The 16,610-nt window shown below is 61.9% G+C and carries 15 protein-coding genes; 8 read left to right on the top strand and 7 right to left on the bottom strand.

The window, feature by feature from the left end:
• The first annotated feature begins 18 nt into the window (after positions 1 to 18).
• The 3 genes from AB7951_RS22480 to AB7951_RS22470 all read left to right on the top strand — a co-directional run bounded on the left by AB7951_RS22480 (position 19) and on the right by AB7951_RS22470 (position 2,647).
• Positions 19 to 612: a hypothetical protein gene (locus AB7951_RS22480; RefSeq protein ID WP_089261941.1), complete on the top strand. Its 594-nt coding sequence runs from the start codon at positions 19 to 21 to the stop codon at positions 610 to 612.
• 465 nt (positions 613 to 1,077) lie between these two features.
• Positions 1,078 to 2,064, top strand: coding sequence for a TorF family putative porin (locus AB7951_RS22475; protein WP_089261939.1), 987 nt, complete (start codon positions 1,078 to 1,080; stop codon positions 2,062 to 2,064).
• Between the two features lie 70 nt (positions 2,065 to 2,134).
• Positions 2,135 to 2,647: an HPP family protein gene (locus AB7951_RS22470; RefSeq protein WP_309947150.1), complete on the top strand. Its 513-nt coding sequence runs from the start codon at positions 2,135 to 2,137 to the stop codon at positions 2,645 to 2,647.
• Between the two features lie 17 nt (positions 2,648 to 2,664).
• Here the strand turns inward: AB7951_RS22470 and AB7951_RS22465 are convergent, their stop codons facing one another.
• Positions 2,665 to 4,410, bottom strand: coding sequence for an ABC transporter ATP-binding protein/permease (locus tag AB7951_RS22465; RefSeq protein WP_309947152.1), 1,746 nt, complete (start codon positions 4,408 to 4,410; stop codon positions 2,665 to 2,667).
• Positions 4,411 to 4,687: 277 nt separating this feature from the next.
• On the opposite strand from AB7951_RS22465, the gene AB7951_RS22460 reads away from it, so the two are divergent.
• Positions 4,688 to 6,355 carry an L-lactate permease gene (locus AB7951_RS22460; protein WP_089261934.1) on the top strand — a complete coding sequence of 556 codons (1,668 nt, stop codon included), beginning with the start codon at positions 4,688 to 4,690 and terminating at the stop codon, positions 6,353 to 6,355.
• Positions 6,356 to 6,522: 167 nt separating this feature from the next.
• Positions 6,523 to 6,918, top strand: coding sequence for an META domain-containing protein (locus AB7951_RS22455; RefSeq protein ID WP_439062707.1), 396 nt, complete (start codon positions 6,523 to 6,525; stop codon positions 6,916 to 6,918).
• Between the two features lie 135 nt (positions 6,919 to 7,053).
• On the opposite strand, the gene AB7951_RS22450 is transcribed toward AB7951_RS22455, so the two are convergent.
• The 3 genes from AB7951_RS22450 to AB7951_RS22440 all read right to left on the bottom strand — a co-directional run bounded on the left by AB7951_RS22450 (position 7,054) and on the right by AB7951_RS22440 (position 10,564).
• Positions 7,054 to 8,262, bottom strand: a complete 1,209-nt coding sequence (locus AB7951_RS22450; RefSeq protein ID WP_439062294.1) for a hypothetical protein — start codon at positions 8,260 to 8,262, stop codon at positions 7,054 to 7,056.
• Between the two features lie 200 nt (positions 8,263 to 8,462).
• Positions 8,463 to 10,118 (bottom strand): chaperonin GroEL, encoded by a 1,656-nt coding sequence (groL, locus tag AB7951_RS22445; protein WP_068733597.1) that lies wholly within the window; start codon positions 10,116 to 10,118, stop codon positions 8,463 to 8,465.
• 149 nt (positions 10,119 to 10,267) lie between these two features.
• On the bottom strand, positions 10,268 to 10,564 hold the full coding sequence (locus AB7951_RS22440; RefSeq protein WP_089261928.1) for a co-chaperone GroES: 297 nt from the start codon (positions 10,562 to 10,564) through the stop codon (positions 10,268 to 10,270).
• A gap of 312 nt (positions 10,565 to 10,876) precedes the next feature.
• Here AB7951_RS22440 and AB7951_RS22435 point away from each other — a divergent pair, with 312 nt between their 5' ends.
• On the top strand, positions 10,877 to 11,404 hold the full coding sequence (locus tag AB7951_RS22435; RefSeq protein ID WP_439062295.1) for a hypothetical protein: 528 nt from the start codon (positions 10,877 to 10,879) through the stop codon (positions 11,402 to 11,404).
• Positions 11,405 to 11,466: 62 nt separating this feature from the next.
• A complete protein-coding gene (locus tag AB7951_RS22430) occupies positions 11,467 to 12,675 on the top strand; it encodes an MFS transporter (protein ID WP_439062296.1) in 1,209 nt (402 codons plus the stop codon).
• Positions 12,676 to 12,707: 32 nt separating this feature from the next.
• Here the strand turns inward: AB7951_RS22430 and AB7951_RS22425 are convergent, their stop codons facing one another.
• A complete protein-coding gene (locus tag AB7951_RS22425; RefSeq protein WP_089261924.1) occupies positions 12,708 to 13,481 on the bottom strand; it encodes a protein phosphatase CheZ in 774 nt (257 codons plus the stop codon).
• Between the two features lie 296 nt (positions 13,482 to 13,777).
• On the opposite strand from AB7951_RS22425, the gene AB7951_RS22420 reads away from it, so the two are divergent.
• The gene (locus AB7951_RS22420) at positions 13,778 to 14,569 is read left to right on the top strand and encodes a L,D-transpeptidase (RefSeq protein ID WP_309947159.1); all 792 of its coding nucleotides are present in this window, start codon (positions 13,778 to 13,780) and stop codon (positions 14,567 to 14,569) included.
• 68 nt (positions 14,570 to 14,637) lie between these two features.
• Here the strand turns inward: AB7951_RS22420 and AB7951_RS22415 are convergent, their stop codons facing one another.
• Positions 14,638 to 15,444: a DUF2076 domain-containing protein gene (locus AB7951_RS22415; RefSeq protein WP_439062297.1), complete on the bottom strand. Its 807-nt coding sequence runs from the start codon at positions 15,442 to 15,444 to the stop codon at positions 14,638 to 14,640.
• A gap of 136 nt (positions 15,445 to 15,580) precedes the next feature.
• A complete protein-coding gene (locus AB7951_RS22410) occupies positions 15,581 to 16,486 on the bottom strand; it encodes a LysR family transcriptional regulator (RefSeq protein ID WP_184513707.1) in 906 nt (301 codons plus the stop codon).
• Between the last annotated feature and the right edge of the window lie 124 nt (positions 16,487 to 16,610).

Here is a 16,610-nt window from a genome sequence, read left to right as displayed (position 1 = left end):
GCCAACAGGAGGACCACGATGGCTAAAGGCAAGAAGTCGAAGAAGGACAAGAAAAAGCAGAAGAAGCTTTTGACGGCGGCGAAACCCGCGAAGAAGTCCTCCAAGAAGTCAGTCAAGAAATCCGCGAAGAAGGCTGTGAAGAAAGCGGCCAAGAAGGCTGCGAAGAAATCAGCCAAGAAGACGGTGAAGAAGGCGGCCAAGAAAGCCACCAAGAAGACCGTCAAGAAGGCCGCGAAGAAGTCTGCCAAGAAGGCGCCGAAGAAAGCTCCCGCCAAGAAGGCAGTGAAGAAGGCTGCGCCGAAAAAGGCCGCCAAGAAAGCAACACCGAAGAAAGCTGCCAAGAAGTCAGTGAAGGTTCCTTCTACGCTGTTGTCGAGCACGGCGCCCGCGCCCGCTGTGACAGAAGCTCCAGCGCCGGTCGCGCTGCCGCCGAAGCCGCCGCGCAAGCCGCGTGCTCCCAAGCCCAAGCCGGTCGCACCGGCAATCGCTGAGACACCGAGCTGGGCGACGCCGGAGCCTGATCCGTCACCGGTCGAAGGGCATTCTTCAGGCGAGACGACGGCAATCGAATCTCCTGGCGATACGTCGCCCGATCACGACGAAACCAGATAGTCGAACCGGATTAAGTCCGCGTTCCTGACTCGCCAATAAACTCCGGAAAACCGCAGCGCTCGCCGCTGCGGTTTTTGCTTGGTCAGGCTCTGTCGCGCCTGCGTATTTCAACCGATGCCGGGTGTCCTGAATTTGCAGGCGATTCGAGTGATCGTCGGCCCGGAGGCTCTGACGGGCAGCTGCTAACCGCTCCACGGACGGCAATCCACAATTCCCAGTCAGTGGTAATTCCCCGTGGTGGTATTTTCGGGCTGGAATCCCTCCAAAAACGTTGTGCTTTTGCAACACCGCGCCACAACCTCTCACGGAAACGTCAGAACGCCTATTTAGGCGGCACTTGCTCGTTTTTTTTCCTTCACCACTGCGGCTTTGCGCCTCAAAGTTGCGTTCAGTCGATGAATTTCGCGGTCTCGCCGTCTTTCGGACACGGAACTGCCTCTGGTTTCAAAAGTGATGGGGAATGTCATGAAGAAAATTGTTGTCGCCTCTGCTGCGGTGCTCGCCATGGGGATGAGCTCGGCTTCCGCAGCCGATCTGGGCGCGAAGATGTACAAGAAGGCGCCGCCGATCGTGGCGGCCTACGATCCTTGGGACATCGCTTTCGGCGCCGCCGTCATGAGCAACTACGTGTTCCGCGGTATCACCCAGTCGAACGGCAACAAGGGTTCGGTCGCAGCTTATTTCGAGCCGCGCTACAACATCACCAAGGACGTCCAGATCTACGCTGGTGTCTCCGGTGAGAGCATCGCCTTCCCGAACCGCGCGTCGATGGAACTCGATGGCTACTTCGGTATCCGCCCGACCTGGGGCGCAGCAGCGTTCGACTTCGGCTTCTTCTATTACGGCTATCCGGGCGGCCAGTGCTTCAACACCCCCGCCTTCTGCGGTGGCGATCTCTCCGCTGTCGCGCTGCCCAACGGCAGCGTCGCCAAGAAGAACGCAAGCTTCTACGAAGGCTATGCCAAGCTCAACTACACCTTCAACGACTACTTCTCGCTGGGCGGCAACGCGTTCTACTCGCCGAACTTCCTGAACACCGGCGCCGAAGGTACCTATGCTTCGATCACCGGTAAGGTGATCGCGCCGTCGACCTGGTTCGGTTCGACCGGCATCGGCTCCTACGTTTCGGGCGAGTTCGGTCGCCAGTGGCTCGGCACTTCGGATTCCTTCTACGGTACCGTCGCCTTCCCGAACGGCATCAAGTACGCCGACTACAACACCTGGAACATCGGCATCGGCTTCACCTACAAGGTCTTCACGCTTGACCTGCGCTACTCGGACACCAACCTGTCCAAGGGTGATTGCAACGCCTTCACTTCGGACTTCACGGCTCCTGCCGCCGGCACCAACTTCACCGCGATCAACCCGTCGGGCGCTGGCTCGAGCTGGTGCGGTGCCACCGGCATCGTCAAGCTGTCGGCTGACCTGACCGCGATGACCAACCTGAAGTAATCGACTTCGACTGAGATCGAAGGGGCGGCAGAGCAATCTGCCGCCCCTTTTCTTTTGGGATAGAGCTTCCATGAATCGGGATTGGTTGCGGCGCGCAGCGAAGACGATCCGTCGCAACAATCATCGCAATGCGCTGGCTGGTGCCGTTGCCGGGCTTGGGGCGGGGATCGCCATCGGTGTGATGGAGTTCTTCTCGGCCGTTGCGCATTATCCGCTGGTCATCATCCCCTTTGCGACCTCGATCGTCCTCGTGATCGGCTCACCCGAAGCCGAGCCCGCGCAGCCGCGCGCGCTGGTCGGCGGACACATCGTCGCGACGCTGGTAGGGCTCGCGGTGCTCAAGCTGACCGGCCCCCATGACTGGGCCGCCGCCATGGCAGTCGGACTCGCCGTGCTGGCGATGTATGTCACCGGCACATTCCACCCGCCTGCCGGGATCAATCCGTTGCTTGTCGTGTCTCACGCCCTACCGTGGACGTTCCTGCTCGCGCCGGTGCTGGTCGGCGCGCTGCTGCTCGCGAGCTTCACGTTTGTCTGGCATCGCTATGCGGCAGGCCGCGACTGGCCGCGGCACTGGCTTTAGCGGGGGCGTGTCACGCCTCAGGCGGTTTCCGTCCTGGCCTTTGCATCTCCCAGCGCGAAGTGATCGCCGGACCGCGTTAGCGACACCTTGCGCTGATGCAAGTCATCGAGCGTGTTGCGGTGGCCGATCGACACGATGGTCGTGCCAGGCAGCTTGTCTTCGAGCAGCCGATAAAGTGCTTCTTCCGAGGGCTCGTCGAGCGACGCAGTAGCCTCGTCAAGGAAGAGGTATTGCGGCTTTTGCAGCAGCGCGCGGGCAACGCCGAGGCGCTGCTGTTCACCGAGCGACAGCATGCGATTCCAGTGACCATCTTCGTCAAGCCGGGTCGCCAGCGCGGGCAGACCCACGGACCTGACGGCATCGGCGACCTCCTGTGGGCTGAACGCGTCGGTCCCGGCAGGATAGGCCACCGCATCCTGCAATGTACCGACCGGAAAATACGGCCGCTGCGGCAGCATCATGATCGCCGCATCCGCGGGGATCGAGATCTTGCCCTTGCCGAACGGCCAGATGCCGGCGATGGCGCGAAACAGCGTGGATTTTCCGGAGCCCGATGGGCCCGTAAACAGCGTGCGTTCCCCGCGGCGGAAGCTGAAGCCCGGCGTCTGCACCATGGGAGCGCCGTTGGGGAGGGTGAGCGTCAGATCGCTCAGTGCGATGTCACTGGTGTCGGTCTCAGTGGCGTGAACGATATCGGCCTTGGTCGTCAGCGCCTGTACGTTGGCAATGGCTGTCTCGAAGCCATCAAGGCGCATCACGCCGGACTGCCATTCCGCCAGTGTCCGATAGGCCGTGACGAAGAATGAAAGCGCACCCTGCACGGTGCCGAACGCATCCGCAGTCTGCATCACGGCGCCGAGCTGGACCTTCTCCGCAAAATAGGCTGGCGCGACCAGAACATAGGGCAGGATGATCGCGATCTGCTGATAGCTGACCGTGAAGGATGTCAGCTTCTTGGTGCGGCGCATGATGTCGATCCAGTTGCCGACGACCAGCTGGAAGCGGGTCGAGAGTCGCTGGCGCTCGACCGGCTCGCCGCGCAGGAGAGCGATCTGCTCGGCATTTTCGCGCGCACGCACCAGATTGAAGCGGAAGTCCGCTTCATAACGCTGCTGCTGGAAATTCAGTGCCATCAACGGTGCACCGATATAGTGGGTCAGCGCAGTGCCGATGACGGCATAAACTAGCGCACCCCAAACGAGATAGCCGGGGATCGGGATATCCCGACCGAACACATGCAGCGGCGCAGCGTCGGACAGGCCCCACAGGATGATCACGAAGGAGAACAGTGTGACGACCGAACTCAGCAGGCCGATGCCGATGTCGAGCGTCTTCTCCACGAACAGCTTCACGTCTTCGGCGATGCGCTGATCCGGGTTGTCGGCAGCGTCGCCCTGCAGCTGCATGCGATAGTGGTTGGCGTCGGCGAGCCAGTTGCCGAGATAGCGCTCGGTCATCCAGCGCCGCCAGCGGATCTGGAGCCACTGGTTGAGGTAGAGCTGATAGACCTTGAGTGCGATGTTGATCGCGGCAAGCACGCTGAAGTAAGCGAGCTGATAGGTGAAGACGTCGAGGTTTCTGTCCTGCAGTGCGTTGTAGAAGGTGTTGTTCCAGCGATTGAACAAAACGCTGAGACCAACCACCGCCAGCTCGATGGCGATCACCGCCGTGAGGAGGCCGAGTCCCGCCCATTTGTCCTCGGAACGAAAATAAGGAACCGCGATCCGCCAGACGGTCGCGAGCGTGGAGCGGATGTTATTCACAGGTCGTCTCCGGGAGGAGGGCTCTAAGCCCTTAAGATCAAAAATGAATTCCAGCGTTTAGACTAAAGTAGCTGGTTTGATGGCCTGCGGCACCTTGTCGCGAAACTGTGATTCACCCTAGCATGACGAAAAGCGAGGCATGGGGGCCTCGCATTCGCGTAGCCTATGGGCGCTATCGGCTTTGACCGATCGTGGATGCCCTCGCAAGTGAACAATCAGCAATTTGCCGATCGATAACGATCGCGCCGCTGCAATAATATAAAGGGGGAAAACGGCCATGTGGAATCAGGTCTACAATCCATTCAATAGCTCGACGATCTCGACGCTTGTGGCCGCGATACCGGTGGTCGTCCTGCTGGTGCTGATCGCCACCAACAAGGTCAAGGCGCATATCGCTGCGATCATCGCGCTGGTGCTCGCCAATCTTGTGGCGATCTACGCATTCACGATGCCCGCCAATATGTCGCTTCGCGCATCGGCGCTCGGCGTCGTGACCGGTTTCTTCCCGATCGGCTGGATCGTCCTCAACGTCATCTTCATGTATCGCCTCACGGTGGATAGCGGCCGCTTCGAGGTGCTGCAGCGCGCTATCGGCGGCGTCACTAATGACCGCCGCCTGCAGATCCTGCTGATCGCGTTTTCGTTCGGCGCATTCTTCGAAGGCGCGTCGGGCTTCGGTACGCCGGTGGCCGTCACCGGCGCCGTGCTGATCGGCCTCGGCTTCTCGCCGCTGGCTGCGTCCGGCCTGTCGCTGATCGCGAATACCGCGCCTGTTGCCTATGGCGCGCTCGGCACGCCGATCCAGGGCCTCGCCACCGTCACCGGCTTCGACCCCTTCATCCTGGGCGCGATGGTCGGTCGCCAGCTTCCGATCTTCTCCATGATCGTGCCGTTCTGGGTGGTCTGGGCCTTTGCCGGCTGGAAGGGCATGAAGGAAGTCTGGCCTGCCATCCTCGTTACCGCACTCTCCTTCGCGATCCCGCAATTCGTGATCTCGAACTTCATCAATCCGTGGATCGTCGACATCGGCGCCTCGCTGATCTCGATGGGCGCGTTGATCCTGTTCCTGAAGGTCTGGCAGCCCAAGACGATCTGGACCTCGGCCGCGCTGCGCCAGCACGACGATTCCGCGTCCACCGTGCCGCCGGTGAAACCGATGAGCACGGAGAAGCTGACCTCGGCTCAGGTCTGGAGCGCGCTGACGCCATGGATCATCCTCTGCGTCATCCTGCTGGTCTGGGGCACCAACTGGTTCAAGGGGATCGTCAACCCGATCTTCTCCTGGAATTTTCCAGTGCCTGAACTGCACAACATGATCAACAAGGTGCCGCCGGTGGCCGCCAAGCCAACGCCGGAAGGCGCGGTGTTCGCGTTCACTTACGTTTCCTATACCGGCAGCGGCATGTTGCTGGCTGCGATCATCTCCGGCTTCATCATGGGCTTCTCGCCTGCGAAGATGATTGTGGAATATGGCCGCACCATCAAGATCTGCGCCTACTCGCTGATCACCATCTCGGCGATGCTGGCCATCGGCACGCTCACGCGCTTGTCGGGTGTCGACGCGACGCTCGGTCTGGCTTTCGCTGCCACCGGCGTGCTGTACCCGTTCTTCGGAACACTGCTTGGCTGGCTCGGTGTGGCGCTCACCGGTTCGGACACCGCATCGAACGTGCTGTTTGGCAACCTGCAGAGGATCACGTCCGAACAGCTCGGTCTGTCGCCGATCCTGATGAGCGCGGCGAACTCGTCCGGTGGCGTGATGGGCAAGATGATCGACGCGCAATCGATCGTTGTGGCGTCCACCGCAACCAACTGGTTCGGGCATGAGGGCACTATCCTGCGCTTCGTGTTCTGGCACTCGATCGTGCTGGCCTGCATGGTCGGCCTGTTCGTGATGCTGCAGGCCTATGTCTATCCGTTCACGCTGATGGTCCTGGCGCCGTAGGGCGCACGCAAGGAATCAATGACGAATCCCCGCGGCTGCAAGGCCGCGGGGATTTTTCGTTGTCGCGCCATATTGTTTCCCGACGGTTCTGGTCAACCGTCGCGGCCGCGCGTAGAACCGCGGCCATTGTCGCCGATCCCATCACGCCGAGAATTCATATGACTGCCATGACCACTTTGCTGCGGGCCGCTCTTGCCGGCGCTGCGTTTCTGATTGCCGTCCCTGCGCATGCCGCCGAAGAGTTTCCATTCGGCATGGAAATGACTCTGGATGCACAGCGTCAGCCCGGCTCGAAGCGGATTCCCAATCTGGAAATCGGCGAGGCCGGCGAGGCGCGGGTGGAGTTGTGGTGCAAGGGCGGCAAGGGGCAGTTCTCGGTCGCTGGCAACACCGTCGTCTTCGTCGCCGGCGCGATGGAGAACCGCAGTTGCTCGGACGCACAGGCCGCGATGGACGATCAGTTGCTCGCCGATCTCGGCGCGGCCACCAACTGGCAGCGGCGCGGTGATGCAGTGACGTTCGTCGGGCCGAAGTCGCTCAGGTTCAGGTTGAATACGAACTAGAGCAGCTCGCGTAGGATGGGTAGAGCGCAGCGAAACCCATCGCTTTCGACGATTTTGGTTGAAGGGTTTCGCGAAGGCGCTCTACCTATCCTACGCTTCGGCGTTGCTAACGACGGCTGAGCAGAATGCTGTCACTCACTTCCAGTTCGAATTATCTGCATCCCAACGCTGTGCCTTGAACTCCGCCGCGACAGCTGCAACCGCGCCGTTGTCATCGCGCGGATCGCTCTCTTCATCGGCGGTCGGCGAATCCGCGAGAGCCAGCTTCGCGCCCGAGTTCTCATCCGCGGTTGTTACTGACGGCGTGCTGACCCACAGGATCAGCTTATCCGTCGTGCCGGGCTTGTCGGGAGCGATGATCGCGTTGACCTCGACCGTCTCCGTCAATTCGAGCGCGGGCAGAACCTGACTCGGGCGCTTGAAGGTCAGCTTGAGCTTTCCGGTCTCATCGTCCCATGACGCGGCGGCAGGTTTGCCCGACATGGTTCTGGCGAGCACATTCGCCAGCGTGGTCGCAACCTTGTCGCGATTGATCTTGTCACCATCGCGCCAGTCGGCGGCTGCAAAGCGCACGGTACGATCCATGTCGATAGCGCCCGTGGTCCAGCCGACATTGACGACGCCGGGATAGGTCTTGGTTTTGGCGACGAACGCCGCGGCGCGTTCCGGGTCGATGGCGAGGCTGATGACCTGCTCGCCGGCGCGCAGTGCATCGCACGATACGGCCAGGCTGTTCAACGCGACTTCGACATTCTGCCCGCGCAGCGTGCGGACGAAATCGAGTGCGGCTTCGAGCTTGATCTTCACCGCGATGGCTTCTGGCGAGACTTCGGTGAAATCCTTCGGCGCGGGCGCGATATTGTCGTCGGTGGACTGGTTGTCCTGGAATTCCTTCTCGCTCTGATCGGAATTGTCCGAGGACGTCACGTTGTTGTTGGTCTGACCTACCGAGATCTGTCCCTTGAATTCGAACGTGTCGCCGGTCGGCCGGCGGTTCAGCTTGATGGTCACCGGCAGCTTGTCGACCTGGGTCTGCGTTGCGCCGGTCAGCGTCGACCCGCTGACCGTGAGATTGGCGACGAAGCGATCCTTGCGGTCGCTGCCTTTCTCGGCGGGATAGCAGACATCAAGCGTCGCGGCGGTGACGTTCTTGCCCTGCCGCGTCTCGCGCAGGATGACGTCGGCATTGCCGTTCATGACGCCGTCGATCGAGGTGAAATAGCGCGTCTCGGGGCTTGCCGGCTGGCTCTTCGGCGCGGCTTTCACCTGCGCGAAGGCGTGGTGGACGGTCCCAACCGAGGCGGTGACCGTAAGGCCGAGCAGACAAAGATGAAGCGCGCGCATTTCAAAAGTCCCTGGACGTTATCGACGTGTCTCCGGGCGGATTTATCTGATTCCGCCCATGCGAGATTAATCACGGGATTGAATCAGAACCGCGACCAAGGCGAAAGGCCATAAGTCGCGGGCGCATTGTATCAGGGCAAAAAAGAAGGCCGCCCGGAGGCGGCCTTCGATCACAATGCAGTTGAGCGTGAAAGCATGGCTTAGAAGCCCATGCCTCCCATTCCGCCCATGCCACCCATACCGCCGCCACCGCCCGGCATCGCCGGTGCAGCTTCCTTCGGCAGTTCGGCGACCATGGCTTCGGTGGTGACCAGCAGGCCGGCAACCGAGGCGGCGTCCTGCAGTGCAGTACGCACCACCTTGGCCGGATCGATGATGCCCTTGGCGACCATGTCGACATAGGTTTCGGTCTGCGCGTCGAAGCCGAAGGTCTCGGACTTCTCGTCCAGGATCTTGCCGACCACGATCGAACCTTCAACGCCGGCGTTTTCGGCGATCTGGCGGATCGGAGCTTCCAGCGCCTTCAGCACGATGTTGATACCGGCCTGCACATCGGCGTTCTCGTTGGTGAGACGGCCGACGGCCTTCTTGGCGCGCAGAAGCGCAGTACCGCCACCGGGGACGATGCCTTCCTGAACGGCCGCGCGGGTGGCGTTCAGCGCGTCATCCACGCGATCCTTCTTTTCCTTCACTTCGACTTCGGTCGCGCCGCCGACGCGGATGACGGCAACGCCGCCAGCCAGCTTGGCCAGACGCTCCTGCAGCTTCTCACGGTCGTAGTCCGAGGTGGTCTCCTCGATCTGCGCCTTGATCTGGTTGACGCGAGCCTCAATGGCCGGCTTCTTGCCAGCGCCGTTGACGACGGTGGTGTTTTCCTTGTCGATCACGACCTTCTTGGCGCGGCCGAGCATGGCGAGCGTGACGCTTTCCAGCTTCATGCCGAGATCTTCCGAGACGAGCTGACCGCCGGTCAGGATGGCGAGGTCTTCCAGCATCGCCTTGCGGCGATCGCCGAAGCCCGGTGCCTTGACGGCAGCAACCTTGAGGCCGCCGCGCAGGCGGTTGACGACGAGGGTGGCGAGGGCTTCGCCTTCGACGTCTTCAGCAATGATCAGCAACGGCTTGCCCGACTGCACAACGGCTTCGAGCACCGGCAGCATGGCCTGCAGGCTGGAGATCTTCTTCTCGACGAGCAGGACGTACACGTCCTCGAGCTCGGCGGTCATCTTCTCGGCATTGGTGACGAAGTAGGGCGACAGGTAGCCGCGATCGAACTTCATGCCCTCGACGATGTCGACTTCGGTCTCGAGCGACTTGTTCTCTTCAACCGTGATGACGCCTTCGTTGCCGACCTTCTGCATTGCCTGGGCGATCATCTTGCCGATGGCGGCGTCGCCGTTGGCGGAGATGGTGCCGACCTGAGCGACTTCAGCCGAAGACGCAACCGGCTTGGCGCGCTTGGTGATGTCCTTGATGACGGCGGCGACGGCGATATCGATGCCGCGCTTGAGGTCCATCGGGTTCATGCCGGCAGCAACCGACTTGGCGCCTTCACGGACGATGGCCTGGGCCAGCACGGTGGCGGTGGTGGTGCCGTCGCCTGCGGTGTCGTTGGTCTTCGAGGCGACTTCGCGCAGCATCTGCGCGCCCATGTTCTCGAACTTGTCCTCGAGCTCGATCTCCTTGGCGACGGTGACGCCGTCCTTGGTGATGCGCGGAGCGCCGAACGACTTCTCGATCACGACATTGCGGCCCTTCGGACCGAGCGTGACCTTGACGGCGTTGGCGAGAATGTCGACGCCGCGCAGCATGCGATCGCGCGCGTCTCCGGAGAATTTAACGTCTTTGGCTGCCATGTTGATGGTGCTCCAATTTGGGAAGTTTAAAGCTCCGTCATGGCCGGGCTTGTCCCGGTCATCCACGCCTTGCCGAGCTTGCGGCCTAGACGTGGATCACCGGGACAAGCCCGGTGATGACGGCGTGTAGGGAGGCTGAAGCGAGTCGCTTAAGCGATCACGCCCATGATGTCCGACTCCTTCATGATGAGGAGTTCTTCGCCGTCGAGTTTGATCTCGGTGCCCGACCACTTGCCGAACAGAACCTTGTCGCCGACCTTGATGTCGATCGGGATCAGCTTGCCGGCTTCGTCGCGGCCACCGGGGCCCACGCCGACGACTTCGCCTTCAGACGGCTTTTCCTTGGCGCTGTCCGGGATGATGATGCCGCCCTTGGTCTTCTCGTCGGCGACGATGCGCTTGACGACGACGCGGTCGTGCAGCGGGCGGAATTTGGTCTTGGCCATGGGAGTGTCCCTTTAGGGTTTGCGATTTCGTTGCCATCTCGGAGGCGGGCGGGAATCCAGCCGGAACGCTCGGGGGCGGCCGGCTCATTCCCTTAGCAATCGCGCTCCGGGAGTGCTAATTGAGCGTCCGGGAAATATGGCCAGACGCTTTTTGAGTCAAGCGAGGCCTTAAGGCCTTGGTGAGGCCAATATAGGATGATCTGGAAACCATAATGGAGAGTCGGCGTAATTCTGCCGACCTCATTGCGCCGTCAGGTGTTTTGCGCTTGGCTGCCGGGACGGGCAGCCGGGGAATTTGCTCTAGGGGATAATATGATCAGGTCACGCTACGCCCGCACGGTTGCCCATCTGGCGATCGTTTCAACTTTGGCGCTGTCATTGGGCGGGTGCGGCACGTCTGGTGGATTGGGCGGGTTCAGCTTTGGGAACTCGCAGCCGACACCGCCGCAGGAGCCCCCGCCGGTGCCGGAACTGCCAGCCTCGATCCGCTCGGAAGAACTCGTCGGCCGCTGGGGTCTGGCGTCTTACATGAATCCCAATGATCGCGTTCGCACCGAGAATGCCGCGCGCGGCCAGTGCAAGCAGCCCTATATCATCGGCCAGGGCGCCACCGGCGGCGTCATCATGCATCTCGCCGACGAGGCGACGCCGCAGGAACTGCGCCTCAAGGGCTCGCCGAGCGGCAAGAACTATATCGGCCCGCCCGGTCCCGCCGGTGGCGAGAAGGATCGCGAGATCGTCTCCTTCGACGGCCGGATTCTCGTCACGCGCTTCATCGACAAGGACGCTGCGGTTCGCTACGGCAACATGGTCTATGTCCGTTGCGCACCCAAGGCCTGACCTGACAAGGCCTGACCTGAGGCGTAAGGCGGATCCCGCCACTCCCTTGAAGACGTGAGCCCATGCACCGATTGCGCGACCTCGTTTTCGGACCGGGCCGCGCGGTCCTCGTGCTGGCATTCACCCAGATCCTGACCTGGGGCATCCTGATCTATCCACCGGTGCTGACCATGCCGCATGTCACGGCGGCGCATGGTTGGTCGCTGGCCTTCGGCATGGCGGGCTTTTCGCTGGGGCTGATCGTATCGGGACTGCTGTCGCCGGTGGTTGGTGGATTGATCGACCGCCACGGCGGCAATGTCGTCATGGCATCGGGTGCGTTGGCCGGTGCCTTGGGTCTCGCGCTATTTTCAGTCGCCGACCATCCCGCGACCTATCTGGCCTGCTGGCTGTTGCTCGGCGCTGCAATGTCTGCGTCGCTCTACGATCCCGCCTTCGCCACGCTGACGCGTATCTTCGGTGCCTCGGCGCGGCGGCAGATCACCTTCGTGACCTTTGCAGGCGGCTTCGCCTCGACGGTTGGCTGGCCGGCGACCCATCTTCTGCTTGAGGCTGTCGGCTGGCGCGGGACGTATCTGACCTTCGCAGCGATTTTCGCCTTCGTTGTTGCGCCGCTTCATGCTTTTGCATTGCCGCGCCACGTCGCCGTCGCGCCTCTGCCCGTTGTGGACGCCGTTGTCGTCCCCCAGCAAGCAACCCTGCGCCCGGAAGGCTGGCCGTTCATCCTGCTGGCGGCGGCTTTTTCGCTTTATAGCTTCATTCTGTCGGGCGTGACGTCGAACCTGCTGGCGCTGCTGGAGCGCGGCGGGCTCAGTGCCGCAACGGCGGTGACCATCGGTGCGATGTTCGGACCGGCGCAGGTGGCATCGCGGCTGGCAGACTTCATGCTGGCGGGACGCACCCATCCGCTGTGGATCGCGCGCGGGGCGGTGGTGCTGGTGGTGTCGGCCTTCGCGATGCTGGCATTGGCCGGGATTTCATTTCCGCTCGCGGCGCTGTTCGCGGTTGCTTTCGGCGCCGCCAATGGCGTCATGACCATCGCGCGCGGCGCGCTGCCGCTGCTGATGTTCGGTCCGGTCGGGTATGGCCGCGTCATCGGCCGCATCGCGCGGCCTGCCTTGTTCGTGCAGGCCTTTGCACCGTTCGTGGTGGCATCCGCGATCGAGACGCTGTCGGACCGCACTGTACTGCTGCTCGGGACGGCGGGAGCGTTGATCGTACTGGTCTGCTTCGTGATGATAAAAACGCCGGGCGTTGCGGCCCGGCGTTAAGTCGTTTCTAACCTTGCGCGCAGGTTCCGGCGTTAGCCGAACAGCGCGTCGATATCGTCCTGCGAAGCGTGGCCGACGTCGCCGTCCAGCTTCGGGCCGTTGAGCAGCTTGTCGTCTTCGCTGCGGTCATCGACCTTGGCCGGCGCATGCGCCTTGATCTCATCGACGCCACCCCAGATGTCCATCATCGCAGTAATGCGGTTTTCGATGAACTTCATCGTGGTCATCACCTTGCTGATGCGCTGGCCGGTGAGGTCCTGGAAGTTACAGGCTTCGAAGATCGCGACGACGTTATCGCCGATCTCTTCTAGCATCTGCTTCTGCTGATCGGGTGAGGTCACCTTGCCGAGCGCTGTCGATGCATTATCGATGGCTTCGGCTGCGGCGAGAATCTGCTGCGTGGCTTCTTCGGTGCCGCCGACGACGGCGCCGAGTTCACCGTTGACCTTCGCCATTTCGTCGCCTTCGAAGCTCTTGCCGTGAAGAACTGCGATTTCCATCTTGGTACGGGTAATGGCGTCGTGGATCAGATCGAGTTCGATCTTCAGCTTTTCGCACTGCTCGATCTGAGCGCGGTAGGTTGCCAGCAGCGCCTGCGCTTCCGCAACCTGCTGATCGGCGGCGGCACCGACCTGATCTGTCACGGCGTTGCGGGCCGGCGCTCCCATCTGCGCGCGGATCGCGCGGAGCTCAGCCATGATTTCGCGATGCATTGGCATCGGCTCGCTGCTGCCCACCACTTCATTGGGCATAGGTGCAGTACCGAAAACTTCTTCAATGCGAAATCGCTTGCGACGAACAGACATCAGGTCCCCCAACGTTCAATCAATCCCCCATTCGTATACCCATGAGTTTAACGTGAAGTTCACGCGGGAACATCGCACCGATAGCCGATAATCGCTGCGCAAACTGTTAGTTAACCATGGGGCTTTCACGTTCATTCAAAATAAACGCTACCAAATAGAACTGCGCCGTTTGACGACGTGGTGAATCCAAACGGCGATTGTGTTTACCAAACCGAGGCGATTTTAACCTTAAGTCGGAGTGTGCAAAGCGCTTCTCAGGTGAGAACGCGCACGACGAAACAGTGCAGAGTACGTCGATGTTCAAAAAATTCTCTCTCACGCTTCTTGCCAGCGCATCTTTCATCGCGGCTGGATCGCATCAGGCGCTTGCGGTGGAAGCCGCGGCGCAATTCGCCGAGCCTCCGGTGGTGTATGCGCAGCAGCCGCAGCGCCCGATGCAGCGCACGGCCTATGCCGAACGCTCGCGCATGGGCGGCGGCTTCATCGAGTTTCTGTTCAGCGACGGTCCGGCGCAGCAGGGCCAGCGTTATCAGCAACAGCCGGACTACTCTTACGAGCAGCGGCGTTCGCTGCTGCCGCCGATGGATCCGCAACAGCGCGTCTATCAGCAGGAAGAGACGGCAGATGCCGCACGCCCCGCGCTCGATCCCAAGTATCAGCCGCAGATGGTCGAGTATCAGGGCAGCGAAAGCGCCGGCACCATCGTCGTCGATACGCCGAACAAGTTCCTGTTCCTGGTACAGGGTGGCGGCAAGGCGATGCGCTATGGCATCGGCGTCGGCCGGCCGGGCTTCACCTGGTCCGGCGTAAAGACGATCACGGCGAAGAAGGAATGGCCGTCGTGGACGCCGCCGAAGGAAATGCTGGCGCGCCGTCCTGACCTGCCGCGTTACATGGAAGGCGGTCCGGAGAATCCGCTCGGTGCGCGCGCGATGTATCTCGGTTCGACCCTGTATCGTATTCACGGCTCCAACGAGCCATGGACGATCGGCACCAATGTTTCCTCAGGCTGCATCCGCATGCGCAACGAGGACGTCATCGATCTCTATGGCCGCGTCGGCGTCGGAGCCCGGGTCGTCGTGATCTGATTGGTCTCCCGTCACATGAAAACGGCCGCTCGTGAGAGCGGCCGTTTTTGTGTTGCTGGTCTAAACGATCAGGCCAAATCGCTGTCGTCGGAGTCCATGTCCATGGCGTCGTAATCGCCGTCGTCCTGGTCTTGATCCTGGTCCTGATCGGCATCGGCCTGCGCCTGATCGAAGGATCCGGCGCGGGAGCCGCTGGACGAACCGATATCATTGACGCCGGCCTGATTGCCAAGGTTGCCGCCGGACGAATCCGAACCGGAGCTCCATGGGCTCTTGCTCTCGCTGGCATTGGCGGCGTCGCCAAAACCTTGCTGGTGGCTGCCGCCCATCATCGAACGGATGCTGCCGAGCAATAACGAGCCGCCGACCACGCCGGCTGCTGCCGCCGCCGCTGTACCCAGGAATGAGCCGCCGCCACCGGCTTGCGGTTGTTGCTGGCCGAACTGTCCCGGCGCCTGACCTTGGCCGTATCCGCCCTGACCATCGCCGCCCTGCGGTTGTGGCTGGCCGATGACCTGTCCGGTGTTCCAGGCAGGACGGCTCGGCTCGGGCGGGCGAACGCTCGGCACGGAGCCGCGCGGCTGGTTCGGGTTTTGACCCTGACCGAACAGGGCGTCCCGCATCGAATCGAGGAAACCGCCCTGAGCAGCCTGTTCGGGGGCGCCGTTGCCTTCCAGTTGCTGGATGCGCTCATGGGCGCGCTTCAGCGCTTCGTCCTGCAGCAATACGGTCTGCACCAGCGCATATAGCGCATTGGGTGCGCGGCGCTGGCCCTGCGCAATGGCGTCGAGTGCGTCCGGATCGCGTGGCGCGCCTTCGACCTTGCTGAGCCGGTCAAAGAGATCGTCAACCAGTTGGCGTTCTTGCGGTGTCATGGCGTCCTCTGTCTTCAAAGCGCGCTTGCTTTGCGCGCTGGAGATGTAGTGACGCTTTGTGTCGCAATAAGTGCCGCCTGGATTAAATTTAGTTATGCGACAAAACGACCGGCAAGCCTTGTCGTGCTTCCTCTTGTCATGCTTCCAGCGCGTAGCGCGCCAGATTGGCCTTCAGCATGTCGAGAATCTGATCCCGTGCCGGATCGCGGGTCCCTCTGACCCAGGCTGCGGCGAGCGGAAGCCGGTTCATTGCCGCCATGCCGAGCGGCATATAGCGCACGCCGCGTGCGGGCATGCGAGACGTCCAGCGCGGCACGATCGCCAGCCCGATTTCGGCGGCAACGAGATTGACGATGGTCTGCTTCTCGTCAGCGATCTGCACGACATTGGCCTGCAGCCCGGATTCCGCAAACAGCTTCATCGTCAGGTCATGACTATGCGGCCGCGACCGTCGCTCCGGCACGATCAGCGGCTCGTCGGCGATATCGGCGATCGTCAGATGCGTGCGCGATGCCAGCGGATGGCGCTCGGAGACAGCCACGACGGCTGTCTCGTGAAACAGAAACATGAATTCCAGCCGCTTGTCGGCACTCTCGGGCGGCCGGACAAAAGCGAGATCGAGCCGGCCCGACAGCAGGCGCGGCAGCAGCCGGATCGTCTTGTCCTCATCCAGCTTGATGGCAAGGTCAGGGGCGCGTTCGCGAAGGTCGTGCAGCAGCGCCGGCAGAAGCCCGGCGGCGGCGCTGTCGATTGCGCCGACCCGGATCGTGGCTGCACGGGCCCGCACGCGTGCGCGGAAGGACGACGCGATCTGATCCGCGCGGGCGAGCAGGTCGCGTGCCTGTTTCAGAAACTCGACGCCGTCATCGGTGAGGGCAACGCTGCGCGTCGTGCGCGTCAGTAGGCGTGTGCCGAGATCGTCCTCGAGGAGGCGGATGTAGCGGCCGAGTGCCGATGGCATCATCTCGAGCCGCTGCGCCGCGCGGCCGAAATGCAATTCATCCGCCGCCGTTACGAAGCAGCGCAACTGGTGCAGATCCATCAAGCCTCCCGATGGCGCCCTTCGGCCGCCTCGGGAGTTATTATATCATTTATTTGTATAAACAACCGCGATTGAGCCCGGCGTAGCTCGCCTGCAGGGTAGGGAGAGCCAGTTCAACCCAGCA

It is taken from the genome of Tardiphaga sp. 285_C5_N1_2 (assembly GCF_052076065.1).
Lineage (GTDB): Bacteria > Pseudomonadota > Alphaproteobacteria > Rhizobiales > Xanthobacteraceae > Tardiphaga > Tardiphaga robiniae.
The sequence above is the reverse complement of the archived record's forward strand: the minus strand, read 5'-3'. Positions and strand labels throughout refer to the sequence as shown.

Excerpts from the sequence above, each read along its gene's own strand:
- AB7951_RS22480 (WP_089261941.1), top strand. The coding sequence starts at position 19 with ATGGCTAAAGGCAAGAAGTCGAAGAAGGACAAGAAAAAGCAGAAGAAG.
- AB7951_RS22475 (WP_089261939.1), top strand. The coding sequence starts at position 1,078 with ATGAAGAAAATTGTTGTCGCCTCTGCTGCGGTGCTCGCCATGGGGATG.
- AB7951_RS22470 (WP_309947150.1), top strand. The coding sequence starts at position 2,135 with ATGAATCGGGATTGGTTGCGGCGCGCAGCGAAGACGATCCGTCGCAAC.
- AB7951_RS22460 (WP_089261934.1), top strand. The coding sequence starts at position 4,688 with ATGTGGAATCAGGTCTACAATCCATTCAATAGCTCGACGATCTCGACG.
- AB7951_RS22455 (WP_439062707.1), top strand. The coding sequence starts at position 6,523 with ATGACCACTTTGCTGCGGGCCGCTCTTGCCGGCGCTGCGTTTCTGATT.
- AB7951_RS22450 (WP_439062294.1), bottom strand. The coding sequence starts at position 8,262 with ATGCGCGCGCTTCATCTTTGTCTGCTCGGCCTTACGGTCACCGCCTCG.
- groL (WP_068733597.1), bottom strand. The coding sequence starts at position 10,118 with ATGGCAGCCAAAGACGTTAAATTCTCCGGAGACGCGCGCGATCGCATG.
- AB7951_RS22440 (WP_089261928.1), bottom strand. The coding sequence starts at position 10,564 with ATGGCCAAGACCAAATTCCGCCCGCTGCACGACCGCGTCGTCGTCAAG.
- AB7951_RS22435 (WP_439062295.1), top strand. The coding sequence starts at position 10,877 with ATGATCAGGTCACGCTACGCCCGCACGGTTGCCCATCTGGCGATCGTT.
- AB7951_RS22430 (WP_439062296.1), top strand. The coding sequence starts at position 11,467 with ATGCACCGATTGCGCGACCTCGTTTTCGGACCGGGCCGCGCGGTCCTC.
- AB7951_RS22425 (WP_089261924.1), bottom strand. The coding sequence starts at position 13,481 with ATGTCTGTTCGTCGCAAGCGATTTCGCATTGAAGAAGTTTTCGGTACT.
- AB7951_RS22420 (WP_309947159.1), top strand. The coding sequence starts at position 13,778 with ATGTTCAAAAAATTCTCTCTCACGCTTCTTGCCAGCGCATCTTTCATC.
- AB7951_RS22415 (WP_439062297.1), bottom strand. The coding sequence starts at position 15,444 with ATGACACCGCAAGAACGCCAACTGGTTGACGATCTCTTTGACCGGCTC.
- AB7951_RS22410 (WP_184513707.1), bottom strand. The coding sequence starts at position 16,486 with ATGGATCTGCACCAGTTGCGCTGCTTCGTAACGGCGGCGGATGAATTG.